This is a genomic window from Paenibacillus sp. BC26, assembly GCF_900116125.1.
Classification (GTDB): domain Bacteria; phylum Bacillota; class Bacilli; order Paenibacillales; family Paenibacillaceae; genus Paenibacillus_Z; species Paenibacillus_Z lignilyticus.
Window position 1 is genome coordinate 3494535 of sequence record NZ_FPAD01000001.1, and the last position, 18861, is coordinate 3513395.

The window sequence follows — 18861 nt, forward strand, 5'->3', positions numbered from 1 at the left end:
TGGGTACGGTACCTGGATTTGTTCACAAATTAGCTGTTCCACCGGTTTGTTCAATCAAATGAAGAGCGCGGTCAACCAAATCATCCCCGACAGTAGCGGTTAGCGATGCGCCGTCAGCGCCGCCGTCCACTTGCAGCACGCGCAATGCCATCAGCTTCAGCTGCGCCTCACGTGCTCCATCTCCATCTTGAAACGTGGCATGAATGACTGTCATAGAGGAAGCAGCCTCATGACTGCTTCTGCGCTCTGGCGTCTGCCTCGGCCGCTCGCTGCATGGCTTTCTTATCTTCCTCGTCAGCCAGCTCCGCTGAGAATTCCACATCTTCATTTTTACCGATCGGCAGCTCTGCGAAATTTTGTTTCTCCAAGTCTTGATCGCTCATGTTCATGCTCCTTCATGTAGAAATGGATTCAGACACGAAAGTTAGCATAAACAAGTGGCCGCGATCTTATGCTTTTAAGCCTATTAGTCGCCGCGGAATGCTTTCTTCATCTTCTCGAAGATCGATTCATGGTGCTCTTGCTGTCCGGCATCTGTGCCGCCTGCTGATCCAACGCCGGAGAACTGACGCAACAATTCCTTCTGCTCTTCGTTCAGGGCAGTTGGCGTCACGACGGTTACTTTAACGTGCTGATCGCCTTGACCATAACCGCGAAGGCGCGGAACACCTTTGCCTTTCAAACGGAAATAAGTGCCGGTCTGCGTGCCTGCAGGAATTTTCAGCTTCACTTTCTCTGTCAGCGTCGGAATTTCGATCTCATCGCCAAGTGCCGCTTGCGCAAACGTTAGCGGTACTTCGCAGTAGATATCATCGTTCTCACGCTCGAAGAAATCATGAGGCTTCACACGAATTACGATATATAAGTCACCGGATGGTCCTCCGCGGAATCCGCCTTCACCTTCGCCGCTTAAGCGGATTTGTGCGCCTTCATCGACACCGGCAGGAATTTTCACATTGATTTTACGCTGCTTCTTCACTTTGCCTGCGCCGTGGCAAGTCGTACATTTTTCTTTGACGATTTTGCCTGCGCCATTACAGTTAGAGCATGCTCTGCGATTTACCATACGGCCAAACGGCGTATTTTGAACCACTTCTTGCTGACCCGTACCGCGACAAACGGAACAGGTTTCCGGTTTCGTACCCGGTTTCGCGCCTGAACCAACACAAGTATCGCATGTTTCGGTGCGCGGAATCGTAATTTCCGTTTCCTTGCCGAACACGGCTTCCTTGAATTCGATGGTCATCGTATACTGCAAGTCATTTCCGCGCTGCGGAGCATTAGGATCACGACGACCGCCACCGCCGCCGCCAAAGAACATATCGAAAATATCGCCGAAGCCGCCGCCGAAATCGCCGGCACCGCCGCCAAAGCCTTGGTTCGGATCTACGTGACCATGTCGGTCATACGTAGCGCGCTTACCATCGTCACTAAGTACGTCGTAAGCTTCCTTGACTTCTTTAAATTTATCTTCCGCATCCGCCGCTTTGTTTACGTCCGGATGGTATTGGCGCGCCATTTTACGATACGCTTTCTTAATTTCGTCCTCGCCTGCGTCTTTCCCGACGCCGAGCACCTCATAATAGTCCCGCTTGTCAGCCAACTCCGTCACCCCGTCTCCTATTTGCGCTGCAAAATCATTATCTATCTAGACACACGAAAAACGGCTGCGCCGTCCAAAGTTTTTTCGGACGGCACACCGTTTGCGTATAACTTAATTTACACTACTTACTTCTTGTCGTCTACAACTTCATAGTCGGCATCGACTACGTTGTCTTTGCCTCTGGATGATGATTCGCCGCCCGCTTCCGGACCTGCGCCTTCAGCGCCTTGACCCGCAGCTTGTGCTTGCTCATACAATTTCACGGATAGCTGTTGAACGATTTCCGTCAACGCTTCTGCAGCCGCATTGATTTGTTCCACATCGTCTGTTGCCAGCGCTGCAGTAACTTTCTCTTTAGCTTCAGTCGCTTTTGCAATTTCGCCTGCATCTACTTTATCGCCAAGATCTTTGATTGTTTTGTCCACGGAGTACACCAGTTGGTCAGCCGCATTCTTCGCTTCAACAAGCTCGCGGCGTTTGCGGTCTTCCTCTGCGTTCAATTCCGCATCCTTCATCATGCGGTCGATTTCTTCTTCGGACAGACCGCCGGAAGAAGTGATCGTGATTTTGTGGCTCTTGCCTGTGCCTTTATCAAGCGCAGACACGTTTACGATACCGTTGGCATCGATATCGAATGTAACTTCGATTTGCGGTACGCCGCGCGGAGCCAGTGGAATATCGCCAAGCGTGAAGCGGCCAAGCGTTTTGTTGCCTGCAGCCATTTGACGCTCACCTTGAAGCACGTGAATTTCAACGCTCGGTTGGTTATCCGCATAAGTGGAGTACACTTGGGATTTGCTTGTAGGGATTGTCGTGTTGCGATCGATCATCTTCGTGAACACGCCGCCTGCAGTTTCGATACCAAGGGACAACGGAGTTACGTCAAGCAATACAACGTCCTTCACATCGCCTGTCAATACGCCTGCTTGAACTGCCGCGCCAAGAGCTACAACCTCATCCGGGTTAACGCCTTTGTGCGGATCTTTGCCGATCAATTTCTTAACTGCTTCTTGTACAGCCGGGATACGAGTCGATCCGCCAACAAGAACAACTTTATCGATATCGCTTGGGGACATGCCAGCATCGCTCAATGCTTGACGAGTTGGGCCAAGCGTACGCTCTACAAGGGCATGGGACAATTCTTCGAACTTCGCACGAGTCAGACTAAGCTCCAAATGCTGAGGAACGCCGTCTGCCATAGTGATGAACGGCAGGGAGATCGTCGAAGTCAGTACGCCGGAAAGCTCTTTCTTCGCTTTCTCAGCTGCGTCTTTCAGACGTTGTACAGCTGCTTTATCTTTGGAAAGGTCAACGCCTTGTTCTTTCTTGAATTCGGAAACCAGGTAATCGATGATTACTTGGTCGAAGTCATCGCCGCCCAGACGGTTGTCGCCGCTGGTTGCTTTTACTTCGAAGAAGCCATCGCCAAGCTCAAGGATCGAAACGTCGAACGTACCGCCGCCAAGGTCATAAACAAGGATCGTGTGATCTTCTGTTTTCTCCAGACCGTAAGCAAGTGCGGCAGCTGTCGGCTCGTTGACGATACGAAGCACTTCAAGGCCTGCGATTTTACCGGCATCTTTCGTTGCTTGACGCTGGCTGTCATTAAAGTAAGCCGGTACTGTGATTACGGCTTGTGTTACCGTTTGGCCAAGGTAAGCCTCAGCATCTGATTTCAGCTTTTGCAGGATGATTGCGGAAATTTCCGGTGCGGAGAAATCTTTGCCATCGATAACTTCTTTATGGCTGGAGCCCATGTGACGTTTAATGGACATGATCGTGCGGTCCGGATTCGTGATCGCTTGACGTTTAGCCGATTCACCGACAATACGCTCGCCGTCTTTCTTGAAACCAACGACGGAAGGTGTTGTGCGGTTGCCTTCCGGATTCGGGATTACGACAGCTTCGCCGCCTTCCATTACCGCAACGCAAGAGTTTGTTGTACCAAGGTCGATACCGATTACTTTACTCATAATTAAAGTTCCTCCTCAAAGGGATATAATTTGAATCATCTATAGGCAAGCTGATTGTTAACCGCTGACTTTAACCATAGCGGGACGCAGCACTTTATCCTTCAGGACGTAGCCCTTTTGCACTTCTTCAACAACGATGCCTTCCTCATGCTCATCGGATTCAACTTGCATAATGGCTTGGTGAAAATCCGGGTTAAACGGCTGCCCGACCGCATCCATCGCTTTAAGTCCTTCAGCTTCAAGCACTTGCTCAAGCTGGCGGAAGATCATGTCGACGCCTTTGGAGAACGATTCACCGTCGCCGCCGTTCTTCGCAGCATCAATGGCGCGGCCGAAGTTATCGACTACCGGCAGAAGCTGCCCGATCAGTTTCATGGAAGCATATTGTCCAAGCTCTTCCTTCTCCTTCATCGTACGGCGACGGAAATTGTCAAAATCGGCTTGTGCTCTTAAGTATCGCTGTTGGTTCTCTTCGGCTAATTTCTCAAGCGCCTCTACGCGGGAATCTCCTGCGCTTCCTTCTTCTTGTGGAGCTGCCGTTTCTTCATTCACCGTTTCCTGCGCTTCCTCGGCAGTACGGTTCTCTTCATGTTTATGTTCCTCATCTGTATGCTGTTCATTCACAGACACGAGCGCTTACACCTCCTGAAAGTAATCCCTAATTGCTTCACTCATGTTAATTCGCGTCATTTGTACCATCGACCGAGCAGAACCGCCATATCCTTGGACAGTAAATCCAGCAAGCTGATCACTTTACCGTAATCCATTCGTGTCGGTCCCAAAATCCCAATCGTGCCAAGCTGTTTGCCTTGTGCCGAATAAGTCGCCGTAATCAAACTGCAGTTGTTGATCGCCTCATGCGTATTCTCGGTTCCGATACGAACCTGAATACCGCTAGGCAGCGTACTGAACATCTGCATAATGGTCGGCGTCTCGTCAAGCAGGTCGAGCAGCGTCTTTACTTTGTCGACATCCTTGAACTCCGGCTGCGTCAGCATGTTCGTCGTCCCGCTTAAGAATACACGATGATCGTCTTCGTTCATTAATGCGTCGTCGAGTACGCCGAGCAGTCGCTCGCATTGGTCCGCATAACGGCCAAGCTCCTGACCGACTTCGGAATACAGCTTGGATTTAAGGCGCGCAATCGGCACCCCGATCAATTTGCTGTTCAGAATGTTAACAGCCTGCTGCATTTCCTCCATGCTCATATCATCCGGCAAGGAAATCGTGCGGTTCTCAACATGACCCGTGTTGGTAACGATAATCGCGACCGCAGTGTCATCACTGATGGGAACGAGCTGGAAATGCTTCAGCGAATTCGTAAACGTCTCCGGCCCAAGCACAATGCTCGTGTAATTCGTCAGGTTGGACATAATCATGGCTGCATGTTGAATAATCTGTTCCATTTGGTTCACTTTCTCCGTGAAGAAGGAGCGAACCGTTTGCATATCCTGTTCGTTGACTTGACTCAGTCTTACAAGATGATCGACGTAATAGCGGTAGCCTTTAATGGATGGAATACGACCTGCCGAGGTGTGAGGCTGTTCCAGAAATCCGAGCTCTTCCAAATCAGCCATCTCGTTACGAATGGTTGCCGGGCTAAAGCTGACATCGCTTCGTTTCGAAATGCTGCGTGAACCAATTGGCTCCGCTGAGCGGATATAATCGTCTATGATGACATTCAAAATCATTCGCTGCCGTTCAGTTAACATCGCAGTCCCTCCCGGTTTATAAAGATCGTTTCCTACTTAAGCTTCTTCCCAATTATTACGGTCATCCCTCTACCGTTAGCACTCGTTATCGATGAGTGCTAATCATTACTACAAAAATACCAAAACCGCTTGCCTATTGTCAAGTCAGTTCGGTATTTTGGGCGGGAAGAAAGATGAAAAAAGCCATCTCAAAAGCAGCATTCCCCTGCGCACTTTCAAGACAGCCATTTCATTGCAATCATTCGTAAAGTATTAAAGGACTCTTCTCCCCCACAAAACCCGATCGTTCCAGCTTCCTTCCAGCTCGGAGATCGTCACGCCGGGACTTCCGTACGTATGAATGACCTGGTTGTTGCCGATATAAATGCCGACATGGCCGACAATTTTGTTGCTGCTGTATCTGCCGGGGGTGTAGAAGAACACCACATCTCCCGGTTTGAAATACTCGCGGGTAACGTATTGTCCGATCTTCGATTGCGCTCTGGATGAGCGCGGGAGCTCGATACCTACATGGTCAAACACGTGCTGCACAAATGATGAGCAATCGAATTTGCGACTCTCCACATAAGGCGCTGCAGCAAATTTGTAAGGGATCGCCATGAATTGCTTAGCAAACGAGATGACTTTCTCAGCATCTGCACTAGGCGCGGTATTGCCGCCTTGGTTTCCGCCTTGGTTTCCCCCTTGATTTCCATCGGGGCTCTCGGCTCCTGTATTCCCATCCTGGTTATTGTCAGGATTTGCTTCCGTTTCATCCTGATTTCCATCCGTATTATCATTCGGGTTCCATTCCGAATCGTCCGTGTCTAAAGCTTTGGCACGAAGTGTGTTTCTTGGCACGCTCATGGCGGATGATCGATCAGGCTCTTCGACCGCAGGAGGTGTTACCACGATTGAATTGAGCTTCGCATCCCAATCGAGAGGCGTTTGCCAAAGCTGCGACAACGAGCTCGTTTCCAAATACAGTTTACGATCTATTAGCCGAGGAGCCTCATGCAGCGTCAGCGGCTCATCGCCGATATGAGCCTGCTTCGAATTCAGCTTGAATCGATATATGGGATCCGTGTAGCCCATTGATGCCGACTGGCTTTCAGGCTCCATTTCGTACCGATACCCGAACAGCTCTGCCGCTTGATCTGCCGGAATCCAAACCTTCCCGTCTCTCATCTTATAAGGGGTCGTCACCGCCCCTTGATGCCCTTGTATTTGCAAATTGACGAGCGAGCCGCTTGCGTTATTCTTCCCTATATGCGCGTTCTCTTTAGCCGAACAAGAGGCCAGAATTAGAGCCAGGGAGATGAAGATCATTAAACGCTTCATGATTTGCGTATCCTCCTGTAGGGTTGCTGATCTCATGTTAACAGCTTGTATTGTTCCCATTCCGGCCATTATTATGGCCGATCCCAGACTGGAAGAAACAAAAAGCCACTGTACCTTATCGAAAAGGCACAGTGGCTTTTAAGTTATATGATGCTATTCGTCGGAACATAATTGGTCGTTATGGTTACATTAGTTCAACATTCTTAGTACGGCGATTTCGTCGCAAGCATGCTGCTTCGGACAGTGGATACAGTCCGTCCATACTTTCTCGGGAAAAATCTCTTTGTTCACGATCGTGAAGCCGTTCTTCTCGAAGAAATTAACCTCGTAAGTCAGCGCCATCACTTTCGGGATGTTCTGCTCCTTCGCTTCATGAAGCAGCTGATCGACAAGCTTGCTGCCGATGCCCAGTCCCTTATAGCCTTCAGATATGCCCAGCGAGCGGATCTCGACGAGGTCGGCGCCCAGCTGTGTTAAAGAACCGCAGCCGACTACCTCACCTGAAACCTCCGCTACAACGAAGGTATGAATTTGTCGCTTCAGCATATCGCGAGATCGCGGCAGCATAATTCCTTTCTCGGCGTACCCTGCTATTAAATCCACTAATGTTTCGATATCACTCTCGGTCGCCTTTCTGCATACCGCTTGCATCTCACTCGCCTCCGCTTCCATAAACTCCATAGTTAACAGCTTTTAACACGAATAAATATACACCATCATGAATGTTAACACAAGAATAATTTGACTGCATCCGCACCCTTATCCGCTGATAAAGGCACCGAATACTTCGTTGCCGAGCGGGATTCCCTTCTCAGACAATCGATATCCGCCCCCGCTGCCTTCCGTGTACTCGATCAGCCCTTGCGAGAGTACGGTTTGAAGCGCCACTCCGAACACGCCTTCAATCGTTTGGCCGGGAAATTGAGCCGAGAAACGATCATTATTCACGCCTTCGAGCATGCGAAGTCCGACCATCATGAAATCTTCCATCGCTTCATGCTCGGGTACCGGGTTCGTTTCAAGTCGAGGAAGCCGCTGCGCCGCCGCATCAATGTAAGGCTGAATGCCTTTAATATTAACGTGCCGCTCGCCTCGGGCATAACCGTGCGCACCTGCACCAAGCCCATTATAAGGCTCGTTGCGCCAATACGTAATATTGTGTCTGCTCTCATGGCCGGGCTTAGCGAAGTTGCTGATCTCATAATGATGAAACCCTTCCGCTTTAAGCTTATCGATCAGAAGCATATACATGGCAAGCTCATCCTCTTCCGGCGGAAGCGGCAGCTCATTACGCTCATATAACGCATGGAACAACGTATTCTCTTCAACCTTAAGACCATAAAGCGAGTAATGCGGGAGTCCTAATTGCAAAGCACGATTAACACTGTCAGAGAGCTGCTCCACGCTCTGGCCGGGTAGGCCGAACATCAGATCGATCGATAAATTGCTAAAGCCTGCCGCACGCGCATTCTCGATGCTGCGATAGACATCGTCGACATTGTGAATGCGGCCGATCCGCTCAAGCAGCCCATTATCGAACGACTGCACGCCAAAACTGATCCGATTAACGCCGCCTGCCTTCATGGCTGTAAGCTTGTCCAAATCCGTAGTCCCCGGGTTCGCTTCCATCGTAAACTCCGCATCCGGATGAATGGGGAAGTATTTCTTCACGGAAGTCAGAAAACGCTCCATCTGCGGCGGTGTCAGCACGGTAGGCGTGCCGCCTCCAACGAATACCGTATGGATTTCTTCCGGCGGAAGCGCCTCAACCGTCCGCGCCATCTCGCTCTCCAGCGCATCCAGGTAAGCATCTACAGGCTGCCCACGAAGCACATAAGACGTAAAATCGCAGTAGTGACACTTGTTCGTACAGAAAGGGATATGAATATAAAGCGCCTTCGGCGCATGGTTAAACATTAGCGATTGTCACCTCCATAAGACGGGAATTCGTTACAGCAAGGTGTAACTTATCGTTGTCATGAAGAAAGGGAGCACGATGGCTCCCTCCCCAGAACAACGTCTCTAAGATTCTAATCCTCGTCGATCTTCAGCACGGCCATGAATGCCTCTTGCGGCACTTCAACACTGCCGACTTGCTTCATCCGTTTCTTACCTTCCTTCTGCTTATCAAGCAGCTTCCGCTTACGGCTGATATCGCCGCCGTAACACTTGGCAAGAACGTTCTTGCGCATCGCTTTAACCGTTTCGCGAGCGATAACCTTCGTTCCGATCGATGCCTGAACCGGCACCTCGAACATTTGACGAGGGATAAGCTCCTTGAGCTTCTCGCAAATGATCCGTCCGCGGTGATACGCGCGGTCCCGGTGAACGATAACGGACAAGGCATCCACCTGCTCGTTGTTGAGCATGATGTCCATCTTCACAAGCTTGGACTGGCGATAGCCGGACAGCTCGTAGTCGAAGGAAGCATAACCCTTCGTGCTTGATTTCAATTGATCGAAGAAATCATACACGATTTCGGAGAGCGGCATATCGTATGTGATCGTTACTCGGTTCGTATCCAGATATTCCATGTTAACGAACTCGCCGCGTTTGTTCTGACAAAGCTCCATGATCGCTCCAACGTAATCATTCGGTACGATGATAGCTGCTTTTACAAACGGTTCCTCGACATATTCAATCTTGCCGATTTCCGGATAGTTCGACGGGTTGTCGATCTCAATGACATCGCCATTCGTCAATGTAACGCGATAGATAACGCTCGGCGCGGTCGTAATGAGCGGAATATTGAACTCGCGTTCAATCCGCTCTTGGATGATTTCCATGTGGAGCAATCCCAAGAATCCGCAGCGATAGCCGAAACCAAGCGCCGTGGACGACTCCGCTTCATAACGAAGCGATGCATCGTTAAGTTCGAGCTTCTCAAGCGCATCACGAAGATCGTTGTAATCCTGCGTTTCGATCGGATACAAGCCGCAGAATACCATCGGGTTGATTTTGCGATAACCCGGCAGTGCTTCCAGAGCAGGCTTCTTCGCATCGGTAACGGTATCCCCGACACGGGTATCCTTTACGTTCTTAATTCCCGCAACGACGAAACCAACGTCACCGACAGCGAGCTCATCGACGATTCCCATGCGCGGCATGAAGGCACCGACTTCGATGACTTCAAACTCCGCTCCCGTTGCCATGAAGCGAATTTTCTTGCCCGATTTAATGCTGCCGTCGATAACGCGCACATATACGATAACCCCTTTGTAAGGATCGTAGTGCGAGTCGAAGATAAGCGCTTTAAGCGGCTCGTCCGGATCACCGGTCGGCGCCGGAACTTTGCTGACAACCTGCTCCAAGATTTCCTTGATCCCGATGCCCGCTTTCGCAGAAGCATGAACGGCATCGCTTGCGTCAAGACCGATAACATCTTCGATCTCCTGCTTAACGCGGTCCGGCTCTGCGCTTGGCAGGTCGATTTTGTTCAATACCGGAATGATCTCCAAGTTGTTGTCGAGTGCCAAATACACATTGGCAAGCGTTTGCGCTTCGATGCCTTGCGCGGCATCAACAACGAGCAAAGCGCCTTCGCAAGCAGCCAAGCTGCGCGAAACTTCGTACGTAAAGTCTACGTGTCCCGGCGTGTCGATCAAATTCAAAATGTATTCAACACCGTCATCGGCTTTGTAACCGAGTCTGACGGCTTGCAGCTTTATCGTGATGCCGCGTTCGCGCTCCAGATCCATTTGATCGAGCACTTGCTCTTGCATTTCTCGCGATGACAACGCCCCGGTAAATTCAAGAATCCGGTCCGCCAGCGTTGATTTCCCATGATCGATATGGGCGATAATTGAAAAGTTGCGAATTCGTTTTTGTCTGTCTCGTACGTCCGCCATGCTAAACCCCCAGAGGTACCTAATTGCTAATCATTCTTATAAGTATAACAGCTTGTAGGGTGACCATCAATCCGTTACCGATTCAAAAAACGAAACGACCATCCGAATTCCTTTCGAAGACACCGTTTGAAGCACCCCTGCCGTCCCATCTGCAACCTTATTAACCGTCGCATCGCTGCGCAAATCAGGCAAGCCTGTCAGTCGTTTATTGAGCTCTTCTTGGAGCTTGCGCTCGTATTCTTGACGAATTTCCTCTTCCGTTCTTCCGTGCTGCGCATCCGCCACGGTGCGTCTTTGAACATTTTGATCCACTTGATTCTCGGGGAGTTGGTCGAGCTTAGCCGCATCCGATAAACCGGAAGTATTGGAATTGCCCTCATTGTCGGTCAGGATAGAAGACGAATAACCGGCAGGGTTAACAGCTTGAACGCCTCCTTCAACAGGTCCATATACACGTTCAATGCCGCTTGACGCCATATCTATACCGAACAGAATGATGAGCGCAACCGCTCCCCCTACCAGTGCCATTTTCATCGATTGACGACGCATTCGATTCACTCCCCTACGAGTACTCTATTTTTTCGATTTCGATACCGGCTGTGCCGTAACTTTCGCCGAATCCCAGTAGATGTCCGAGATGATCTTCGCCAGCACATCAATGGTCCGATAGGATTCCTTCAGCGTGTTGTCGACTCCGCCCACTTCGATCAGGACGCTGTCCGGCGAAAGCGATTGATTATATTCCCCGTTTCCGCTGGCGGTCGTTTTGCCCAAAATCCCGCGTGACAGTCCCGGATATTGCTTCTCCAGTGCCTCGTGCATACGGTTCGCCAGCGCTTCATTCTGCTTCCAATTGGGGTTGGCCAGCCCAATGATGAAGAATACTTCCGCATACGTTTCCCCGTTAATGGTGATCGTCGTGTTTTTGCGCCGCAAGGAATCTCGGTGGATATCGAAGAAAAATTTGAGATCGTCATTTTTGGCCATCGCATCGACGACCGTTTTCTTCGAATACTTATAGGATAGGAGCCAATTGTAGTTTTTAATCGCCGTTACATAATCCGTGGAAGATTGTTGTGCCCCAATGCCGCTCTTCTCCAGTTGAAAAGCAAGCCGTTTGCCAAGCAGCGTGATGTTTTTCACCGACGATTCGGCGTATTTCTTGCTGCTGATTTCGGGGAACCAGGATTCGCGGCTGTGAGAATGGTAGATAAATACGACCTTCTTGCCTCCGGTTGTCGGCGTCGCCGGATTAACCGGCTCGACCTGCTCCGGATCTGAATCCGGCTTCGTATCCCCCGGCGTCTTCACCGGCGTCGTCGGCTCTTCCCCTGTATCCGTCGCGCTATTATCCGGTTCCGTTTGATCCGGCTGCGTGTCTCCTATTTCATGATCCGGCCTCCCCGAATCCGTTACCGGAAGCCCTGATCCTTCCTCTTGACCCGGAATCGAATCGTGATCTCCCGATTCGACGACCGCATCTGTACCTGTCCCTGGTCGAAGGATAACGGTCGTATCGCCGCTCATGCCGGGGTACTGGCTTGCCAGCAGGCTCCTCGGATCCTCCGGGTTAATGTCGGTCAGCAGTCGGAACAAAAACGTACTGATCTGGCGGCCATTAATGGCTGTTCTAGGTGAACCATCGCTTGTGCCCGGCAATTCCATGGACAGCATGTCTTTAAATAATCCGCCGGATACCGCTGCCGCGAACCCTTTCATCGACGATACCGGCGATGACGCGGCGTTCTGATGCACGATTGCACCGATTCCTACTACAAGGACAAGGATCATCGATCCCAATGACAACAACGCAAAGGTACGGCCTGCTACAAGCAGCTGACGCAAACGCATGCTGCCTTTGGCAAGGTTCAGGGTCACTATCCATCGCTTCATTCCATGTACTCCTCCCAGTTCCAATTGTGGCATTCCTTCATCGCGCACTAGGCTAGTATCACTTTATGAAGCAGGTGGATTTAATAGAACCGAAAGTTTACTAGAGTTGGAGATTGCTAGATTGCTAGATTTAATAAAGTGCGAATAGAGTTTTCTTCCGCGAACCTACAAAAAGCTGCCCCAAAAGCCATAATGGACTTTTGGGGCAGCTTCCGAGCTTCTAATGCTAAATTCGTCCCGAATAACCTAGTGCGTATACGCCGCTACATTCGTTTTATCGACTGCTTCATGCAGCGCGGCATTCAGTCCACTGGCTACGATGTTGGCGATGTCCTCGATGAACTGATCGATTTCTTTCGGTGTCACAAGCAGATCATGACCCAGAGGCCCAAGTGCCTCGCGGACAAGCTGCAATCGCTCATTCTCGTCGATAGAATCAAGCAAGCCAAGGAACCCCTCCGCTTTGCCCGCGGCATGTTTCTTCAAATGCTCCCGCATCAGATCTATGCTGTTGCTGACGATCGTCGAAGCATACAGCACAGTCGGAACCCCGATCGCAACAACCGGCACTCCCAGAATCTCCTTCGTAATCCCCCGCCGCTTGTTCCCGATGCCCGAACCGGGATGAATGCCGGTATCCGCAATTTGAATCGTCGTGTTTACCCGCTCAAGCGCCTTAGACGCCAACGCATCGATCGCAATGATGAGATCCGGCTTCGAGCGATCTACAATCCCTTGTACGATGTCGCTCGATTCAATGCCGGTTATTCCAAGCACGCCCGGCGCAACGGCGCTTACATTGCGGTAGCCCGGTGCGACCTCGTTCGGCATCAGCTCGAAGAAGTGACGCGTCACAAGCGCGTTCTCAACGACGATCGGACCGAGCGCATCGGGCGTTACGTTCCAGTTGCCAAGTCCGACGATTAAGACGTTCGCCGTCTTGCTAATGCCAATTCGCAGAAGAAACTCCGCAAATTCCTGCGCCAGCTTCGTAGCCACGCGGTCTTGCAGCACGGTGTCTTGTTTGCGCAGCTCCGGCACTTCGAAGGTCACATAGTGACCGATCATTTTGCCCATAATCCGCGAGCCTTCTTCGGTTGTAACTTCAAGTCTCGTGATCGTTATCCCGTCATCCTCCGATACGTCGGAGAGAACACCCGGTACCGGACCGTTCCCTGCTGCCTCTGCATATTCCTTCGCTTCAAGCGCCAAATCGATCCCCACGTTAAACTCTTGCAGATCAAGCTCACTCATGTTATAAGGGCGCTCCTTCCATCCGTTTGTGTCTAGTTTGCGAAAGGGAACCTCTAATTATGCGGTTACTGTCGTATTCCGTGGAATTCAGGCAATAGCGAACTATTGCTTTTTGGTCATGCCCATGATACACTATGTCAAGTTGTGTTGTTACAAAGGGATTCTCCCTTTTTACAGGAGGTGAATGCAATGCCAAACATTAAATCCGCAGTCAAACGCGTTAAAACTATCGAGAAACGCCGCGCTTTGAACGCTTCGCAAAAATCAGCTCTTCGCACGGCCGTTAAAGCTGCTGATCAAGCTGTTGTTGCTACTGATGTTGATGCTGCTCAAGCAGCTCTAATCAATGCTACAAAAAAGCTGGATAAAGCTGTAACTAAAGGCCTGATTCATAAAAATGCAGCTGCTCGCAAGAAGTCGCGCCTGGCTAAAAAGCTTAACGCACTTAGCGCACAAGCCTAATCAATCAAACGAAAGTCCTGCTCTTACGCCTAGTGCGCAATAGCAGGACTTTTTTTATGTTCTTATTAGGCCGCAAGCGAGAGTAGAAACAGCTCCAGCCCAAGCGTCTTATCAATGCGCCCCGTCTTCATGCTGTAATCCAGCTCTGCCAGCTTATTCAGATGTTTCCCGAGCGTCTGTGCCGTAAACCGTTTGGCCTTCTCTGCGGCAAGCTTGACGGCGTATGGATGCAAGCCCAGCTGCCCTGCCATCTGCTGCGGGGAATAATTGTGCTGCTCCAGCTCTTTCACCTGCAGCATAATCCGAAATTGCCGCGCGATTAACGCTGCGATCTTTATCGGCTCCTCGCGGCGCAGCAGCAGCTCTCCATATAATTTAAGCGCACGGTCCACCTGCAGCGATGCCATTGCGTCAATAAGCGCGAAGACGTCCTCTTCTACCGTCGAGGCAATCAGATGTTCCACATCACTGGCGCTGATGGAGCCGCCGCTGCCGGCATGCAGACAGAGCTTGTCCACTTCATGCGCCAGCTGCTGCATATTGGTCCCCGTACGGGCCAGAAGCAGCTGTGCAGCGTCACGGCTCATACCGCGTCCCTGTTCTTCCGCGCGTTTAACCGTCCACTGCAGCAGTTCATTCTCCTGAAGCTCTTGAAACGGAATTAACGCATCCTGCTCCTTCAGCAGCTTAACAACCTTACGACGCTCATCCAGCTTCTCAGCCATGACCTGAAACACGATGACACTGCTCTCATTAGGCTGCTTCAAATAAGCAATCAGCGCGTCTGTCCCATGCTCAAGCTTCCCTTCCTTGCCTTGAGCCGCTGCGAGCACAGAGGAATCCCGAATAAGCACCAGCTTGCGCGATGCGAAGAAAGGCAATGTCTCGGCTTCTGCTACGGCCTCTTCTATAGGTGTTTCCGATGTATCGAATTTAACAAGACCAAGCTCTTGCTCTTCGGGCGGCAGCAGCTTGTCCGCCAAGACTGACACAAACTGCCGCATGCGATACCGGTCTTTCCCGTACAGTACATAGACGGGGCGGAACGTTCCCGCTTTCAATTCCTTCATGACATCCTTCATTTCCACGGATCGAGTCCCCCTTTAAACCACCAACCCTACGATAGCGCCATTTTGCAAAAAACGCAACAAAGGGATGAAGTCAGCTTGCGACTCATCCCTTTGTCCCCGAACATCTATATAAACACTCGCTAGCATACGGTCCATGGTACCGGCTGCGAATGGTCATACGACGTCAAGGTGCCGTCCTATGACTGGTTTCCTGCTCCCTACACCATACGCGAACATCCCGTAAAGTGTGCATCAACCGCCACATTATTTAATAGATTGTACTTGCTGCTCGGTTGCTTTCTTGGCATCCACGGAATAAACATGCTTATTCCCATCGGCATCCGCACCTTCGTAAGTCAATACCAAGCTGTCTTCGGACCACTTCAAATTCGCAATGCCGGTTCGTTTGACGCCTTGAAAAATCATTAGGCTGTCTTGCACGGTATAGACGCGAACGGTATCCTCCACAATAAACGCTTGATACATGCCGTCCGGCGAGATAGGCGACGCCATAATCATATTTTCCGTGGTGAAGCCGGTACGGTCTTTATCTGCCGTCGAATTGGCATTATCCTGCTTACTGTTCGCCGCCTGATCCTCGGCACCACTGTCCGTAGCAGCAGCGGTATTACCGGAATCGGAGTTGGCATCGCTTGAACGAGAAACCTCGTAGTTAGGCGATTGGCCTTTTACAGCAGGTGCCCCGCCATCCGTTTCGGCAGTGAGCGGCGGCATCGTTTCACCATTCGGATCGACATTCCGGATCTCCGACTTCATCGTCGGCGTCTCATCGGACATAGAGGCCAGCGGCGCAGCTGTTTCAGTCGTAATTTCATTGGCAGCAACGGAATCGTTCGTTGCCTTCTCCGACTGATCGGCACTGGTCGAAGCATCGGCTGTTGATGTATTCTGTGCCGTATCGTAAGTATTGGATGAATCTGCGGCCATGTCCTGTGCGGAATCGTTCATCGACCTGCTCGGGTCGTAATTGACGATAAACAGCCCCGCAATGATCCCCGCTGCTATAATGCCGCCTATTGCACGGATCGAGAATCGGTCCGTCCATCTTCTCTTCTCCGAGCTTGGCGCAATTCGTCTTGCCGTTGCCGATGAATTCAATTCACGGTCTTGCATGGAAGTATTGCCTTGAACGGTATCCTGAGCGACTCGAAGCTCTGCCAGTCGTGGCAGTATCGCGTCCACTAAACTGTAGCTCGGCGTGACCTTCGGCAGGTTGGTTAGTCCGGAGGAGAGCAATTCAAGCCGTTCAAGCATGGCTGCACATTCCGGGCAATGCCGTGTATGAGTCATCAAGAATTCGGCTTCCTGCTCATCCAGATCGCCGTCAAGCTGCCTTTGCATATAGTCCATCACCTCTTGACAATTCATCCTCGGACACCCCCTCTCTGATAATCATGCAGGTATGTTTGCAGCTGTTGTCTTGCCCGGAATAAATAAGATTTGACCGTATTCAGCGGCAGATCAAGTGAATCTGCGATTTCGTTGTACGAGAAATCCTGCAAATAACGAAGAACAACAACGGCCCGATGATGCTCAGGCAGCTTGTCGATCGCTTTGCGAATATCCTGCGCAGCATAGGAAGTAAGAACTTCCTCCTCCACCGATTGATTATCCTTGAACACCATTTCATGCTCGTCAATGGATACAGTCGGTTTGGTTCGACGAAACTTATCGATGCATATGTTAGTCACAATCCGCTGTACCCAAGTTTTAAACTGGGCTTTCTCTTCATAGCTGCCGATTTTCGTATAAATACGAATAAGTGCTTCTTGAGCCGCATCCATCGCATCCTGCTCATTGCCTACAATATAGTAGGCTGTCCGGTAAACATGATTCTCAATCTCGCGCAATAGAGAAATAAGAGCGTCGCCATCGCCGGCTTGTGCGGCTTTAATAAGGCCTGGCTCTACCACGGAGGATCCCCCCTTGCAACCTTTCAGACGGAAAGGTTCGTTATAATGTTGCACCAAGCCTAAACATTTCTTTATAAAAATTTAAGCTGTTGTGATGAAGCTAAATGAAAATCAATGAAAAAGTGCCGTAAAATTGCGGATCATCGCCGTTTCCAGGCCAATCGGCACACATCTTATTACGAGCGTTCCTAAAGAACGATGCGGTTTCACTTCGATTTTGAAGAATTAATGAAGGAAAGCATACTATCCAAAATGATAGCAGAAAATAGAACAACCGTACACCCTACTAGAAATTACCAGTGGGCGTACGGCTTTTGGACCACGTAACAAATCAGTATTGCGCTTGCCAGTCAACCACGTTTCGGCAAGGTTTTCCCTGTGCGCTGTAATTCGTTAAGTTATCGAGCACGATCGACAGTGCTCGGTCCATATAATAAGGCGTATTGCCCGTTTCATGCGGCGTTATAATAACATTCTCCATATTCCACAGCGGATGCTCTTGCGGCAGCGGCTCCTGCTCGAATACATCCAGTCCCGCGCCGGCGATTCGTTCCTGCTGCAAAGCATCAACGAGCGCAGCGGTATCGGTTGTGCCGCCTCGCCCAATATTAATGTAAATCGCGGACGGCTTCATGACCGCAAACTGTTCCCTGCCTACCAGGTGCTTCGTCTGCGCGGTCAGCGGCAAGCAATTCACGATGTAATCGCTTTGCGCAAGTACTTCATTTAACTGTTCGATCGTATACATACGGTCAACCCATTCAGCCGGTACGCCCGACTTGCGAACGCCGAGCACGTTCATGCCGAACGCCTGAGCCAGCTTGGCCGTTTCAAGCCCAATGGCGCCGGTCCCGAGAATCGCTATGGTTTTCCCATGCGCTTCTCCCATAATCTTCGATGGCTTCCAGGTTTGTTGTTGCTGGTTGCGAATTGCAATATGTACGTTCCTCGTCAAGGAGAGCAGCATGGCAAAGATCGATTCCGATATTCCGTTCGGATGAACACCGGAAGCATGCGTCAAAGTGACACCGAGCGATTGGAGCCTTTCCAGCGGGATGTGGTCGACACCCGCACCTAGATTTTGCAGCCATTTGAGTGAAATGCCGTCTGCATGAATGATTTTGAGCACATCGCGATTCCAGCCCAAAATGACTTCTGCATCCATCAGAGCTGCTCTTGCCTCATCGGCGCCAAAGCCGCTTACGCTTACATAGTCTAAGCTTGGACAAGCCTCTTGTATGGCCTTCACTTGTTCTTCGTCAAAAGGATGTACGGACACGATCGTTCCCATGGGCTTAATCCCCTTCCCAAACCGTTCTTTGCCACAGATTACCACCGCTCCGAGAACGATGTCAAACTGAAAAGTACGGCAAGGTTTGATTCTCATCCCAATCTCAGTATAATATGAGGTAGACAAGCGCACGAAAGGAGCCCTCCACGATGACTAAGACCAGCAATTGGTTTGACGATTATTTGGACCTCTACAACTTTGCCAAGCAGCTTGGCGATCAGCAGTGGCAGGAAGAGCTGCTCGAAGCGATGCGTCAGAAGGATGCATTGGACCGCGAAGAGGCTGTACGAAGTGCCAAAGAAGAGCTGTGGCATAAATTCAATACGATCAACCATCAAATGATGGATCTGCTTGCCCAGATGAAGCAGAGCAGCGATCCCGCCGAGGAAAGCACGATTCGCGAGCTGATCGGAACCTTGAAGCTACAGCGCATGGATTTGGCGAAGAAAATCAAATCGCTTAATTAAATAGATACAACATAAATGGATTTCCCCGATGCCT

General features: G+C 50.6%; 19 protein-coding genes. 2 read left to right on the plus strand and 17 right to left on the minus strand.

Translation table 11 applies throughout. The features are described 5' to 3' along the window. Positions 1-22 precede the first annotated feature (22 nt). The 13 genes from BM412_RS15805 to gpr form a co-directional block, all read right to left on the minus strand. Positions 23-214, minus strand: coding sequence for a hypothetical protein (locus tag BM412_RS15805; protein ID WP_091219723.1), 192 nt, complete (start codon positions 212-214; stop codon positions 23-25). A gap of 13 nt (positions 215-227) precedes the next feature. Further along, entirely contained in the window at positions 228-383 is a 156-nt protein-coding gene (locus BM412_RS15810) for a YfhD family protein (RefSeq protein ID WP_143111636.1), read from the minus strand. An 83-nt stretch (positions 384-466) separates the two neighbouring features. Beyond that, positions 467-1603 (minus strand): molecular chaperone DnaJ, encoded by a 1137-nt coding sequence (gene dnaJ, locus BM412_RS15815; RefSeq protein WP_091220569.1) that lies wholly within the window; start codon positions 1601-1603, stop codon positions 467-469. A gap of 125 nt (positions 1604-1728) precedes the next feature. After that, positions 1729-3576, minus strand: coding sequence for a molecular chaperone DnaK (dnaK, locus tag BM412_RS15820; RefSeq protein ID WP_091219728.1), 1848 nt, complete (start codon positions 3574-3576; stop codon positions 1729-1731). Positions 3577-3633: 57 nt separating this feature from the next. Continuing rightward, positions 3634-4200, minus strand: coding sequence for a nucleotide exchange factor GrpE (gene grpE / locus BM412_RS15825; RefSeq protein ID WP_091220572.1), 567 nt, complete (start codon positions 4198-4200; stop codon positions 3634-3636). A gap of 62 nt (positions 4201-4262) precedes the next feature. Then, entirely contained in the window at positions 4263-5288 is a 1026-nt protein-coding gene (hrcA, locus tag BM412_RS15830) for a heat-inducible transcriptional repressor HrcA (RefSeq protein ID WP_091219731.1), read from the minus strand. Positions 5289-5540: 252 nt separating this feature from the next. Beyond that, complete coding sequence (locus BM412_RS15835) at positions 5541-6608, minus strand: C40 family peptidase (RefSeq protein ID WP_177245850.1); 1068 nt, start codon at positions 6606-6608, stop codon at positions 5541-5543. A 189-nt stretch (positions 6609-6797) separates the two neighbouring features. Continuing rightward, positions 6798-7259: an N-acetyltransferase gene (locus BM412_RS15840; RefSeq protein WP_091219738.1), complete on the minus strand. Its 462-nt coding sequence runs from the start codon at positions 7257-7259 to the stop codon at positions 6798-6800. A gap of 108 nt (positions 7260-7367) precedes the next feature. After that, positions 7368-8525, minus strand: coding sequence for a radical SAM family heme chaperone HemW (gene hemW / locus BM412_RS15845; RefSeq protein WP_091219741.1), 1158 nt, complete (start codon positions 8523-8525; stop codon positions 7368-7370). A 113-nt stretch (positions 8526-8638) separates the two neighbouring features. After that, positions 8639-10456, minus strand: a complete 1818-nt coding sequence (gene lepA, locus BM412_RS15850; RefSeq protein WP_091219743.1) for a translation elongation factor 4 — start codon at positions 10454-10456, stop codon at positions 8639-8641. A 66-nt stretch (positions 10457-10522) separates the two neighbouring features. Beyond that, positions 10523-11005, minus strand: a complete 483-nt coding sequence (locus BM412_RS15855) for a hypothetical protein (protein ID WP_091219746.1) — start codon at positions 11003-11005, stop codon at positions 10523-10525. Positions 11006-11029: 24 nt separating this feature from the next. Next, positions 11030-12349 carry a stage II sporulation protein P gene (gene spoIIP, locus BM412_RS15860; RefSeq protein WP_091219749.1) on the minus strand — a complete coding sequence of 440 codons (1320 nt, stop codon included), beginning with the start codon at positions 12347-12349 and terminating at the stop codon, positions 11030-11032. 246 nt (positions 12350-12595) lie between these two features. Then, on the minus strand, positions 12596-13603 hold the full coding sequence (gene gpr, locus BM412_RS15865) for a GPR endopeptidase (RefSeq protein WP_091219751.1): 1008 nt from the start codon (positions 13601-13603) through the stop codon (positions 12596-12598). Between the two features lie 189 nt (positions 13604-13792). Here gpr and rpsT point away from each other — a divergent pair, with 189 nt between their 5' ends. Further along, the gene (gene rpsT, locus BM412_RS15870; protein WP_091219755.1) at positions 13793-14065 is read left to right on the plus strand and encodes a 30S ribosomal protein S20; all 273 of its coding nucleotides are present in this window, start codon (positions 13793-13795) and stop codon (positions 14063-14065) included. Between the two features lie 65 nt (positions 14066-14130). Here the strand turns inward: rpsT and holA are convergent, their stop codons facing one another. The 4 genes from holA to BM412_RS15890 form a co-directional block, all read right to left on the minus strand. Beyond that, positions 14131-15147 carry a DNA polymerase III subunit delta gene (holA, locus tag BM412_RS15875; protein WP_371264819.1) on the minus strand — a complete coding sequence of 339 codons (1017 nt, stop codon included), beginning with the start codon at positions 15145-15147 and terminating at the stop codon, positions 14131-14133. Positions 15148-15399: 252 nt separating this feature from the next. Continuing rightward, complete coding sequence (locus tag BM412_RS15880) at positions 15400-16524, minus strand: zf-HC2 domain-containing protein (protein WP_091219762.1); 1125 nt, start codon at positions 16522-16524, stop codon at positions 15400-15402. Continuing rightward, the gene (locus BM412_RS15885) at positions 16521-17069 is read right to left on the minus strand and encodes an RNA polymerase sigma factor (protein ID WP_090980011.1); all 549 of its coding nucleotides are present in this window, start codon (positions 17067-17069) and stop codon (positions 16521-16523) included. The genes BM412_RS15880 and BM412_RS15885 overlap by 4 nt, the downstream gene beginning before the upstream one ends. A gap of 331 nt (positions 17070-17400) precedes the next feature. Continuing rightward, on the minus strand, positions 17401-18360 hold the full coding sequence (locus tag BM412_RS15890; RefSeq protein WP_091219765.1) for a D-2-hydroxyacid dehydrogenase: 960 nt from the start codon (positions 18358-18360) through the stop codon (positions 17401-17403). A gap of 149 nt (positions 18361-18509) precedes the next feature. On the opposite strand from BM412_RS15890, the gene BM412_RS15895 reads away from it, so the two are divergent. Then, positions 18510-18827 (plus strand): hypothetical protein, encoded by a 318-nt coding sequence (locus BM412_RS15895; protein WP_091219767.1) that lies wholly within the window; start codon positions 18510-18512, stop codon positions 18825-18827. Positions 18828-18861 lie beyond the last annotated feature (34 nt).

Bases quoted from the DNA above. Each gene is read 5' to 3' on its own strand.
- BM412_RS15805 (WP_091219723.1), bottom strand. From the start codon at position 214: ATGACAGTCATTCATGCCACGTTTCAAGATGGAGATGGAGCACGTGAG.
- BM412_RS15810 (WP_143111636.1), bottom strand. From the start codon at position 383: ATGAGCGATCAAGACTTGGAGAAACAAAATTTCGCAGAGCTGCCGATC.
- dnaK (WP_091219728.1), bottom strand. From the start codon at position 3,576: ATGAGTAAAGTAATCGGTATCGACCTTGGTACAACAAACTCTTGCGTT.
- hrcA (WP_091219731.1), bottom strand. From the start codon at position 5,288: ATGTTAACTGAACGGCAGCGAATGATTTTGAATGTCATCATAGACGAT.
- BM412_RS15835 (WP_177245850.1), bottom strand. From the start codon at position 6,608: ATGAAGCGTTTAATGATCTTCATCTCCCTGGCTCTAATTCTGGCCTCT.
- BM412_RS15840 (WP_091219738.1), bottom strand. From the start codon at position 7,259: ATGCAAGCGGTATGCAGAAAGGCGACCGAGAGTGATATCGAAACATTA.
- hemW (WP_091219741.1), bottom strand. From the start codon at position 8,525: ATGTTTAACCATGCGCCGAAGGCGCTTTATATTCATATCCCTTTCTGT.
- lepA (WP_091219743.1), bottom strand. From the start codon at position 10,456: ATGGCGGACGTACGAGACAGACAAAAACGAATTCGCAACTTTTCAATT.
- BM412_RS15855 (WP_091219746.1), bottom strand. From the start codon at position 11,005: ATGCGTCGTCAATCGATGAAAATGGCACTGGTAGGGGGAGCGGTTGCG.
- spoIIP (WP_091219749.1), bottom strand. From the start codon at position 12,349: ATGAAGCGATGGATAGTGACCCTGAACCTTGCCAAAGGCAGCATGCGT.
- gpr (WP_091219751.1), bottom strand. From the start codon at position 13,603: ATGAGTGAGCTTGATCTGCAAGAGTTTAACGTGGGGATCGATTTGGCG.
- rpsT (WP_091219755.1), top strand. From the start codon at position 13,793: ATGCCAAACATTAAATCCGCAGTCAAACGCGTTAAAACTATCGAGAAA.
- holA (WP_371264819.1), bottom strand. From the start codon at position 15,147: ATGAAGGATGTCATGAAGGAATTGAAAGCGGGAACGTTCCGCCCCGTC.
- BM412_RS15880 (WP_091219762.1), bottom strand. From the start codon at position 16,524: ATGAATTGTCAAGAGGTGATGGACTATATGCAAAGGCAGCTTGACGGC.
- BM412_RS15890 (WP_091219765.1), bottom strand. From the start codon at position 18,360: ATGGGAACGATCGTGTCCGTACATCCTTTTGACGAAGAACAAGTGAAG.
- BM412_RS15895 (WP_091219767.1), top strand. From the start codon at position 18,510: ATGACTAAGACCAGCAATTGGTTTGACGATTATTTGGACCTCTACAAC.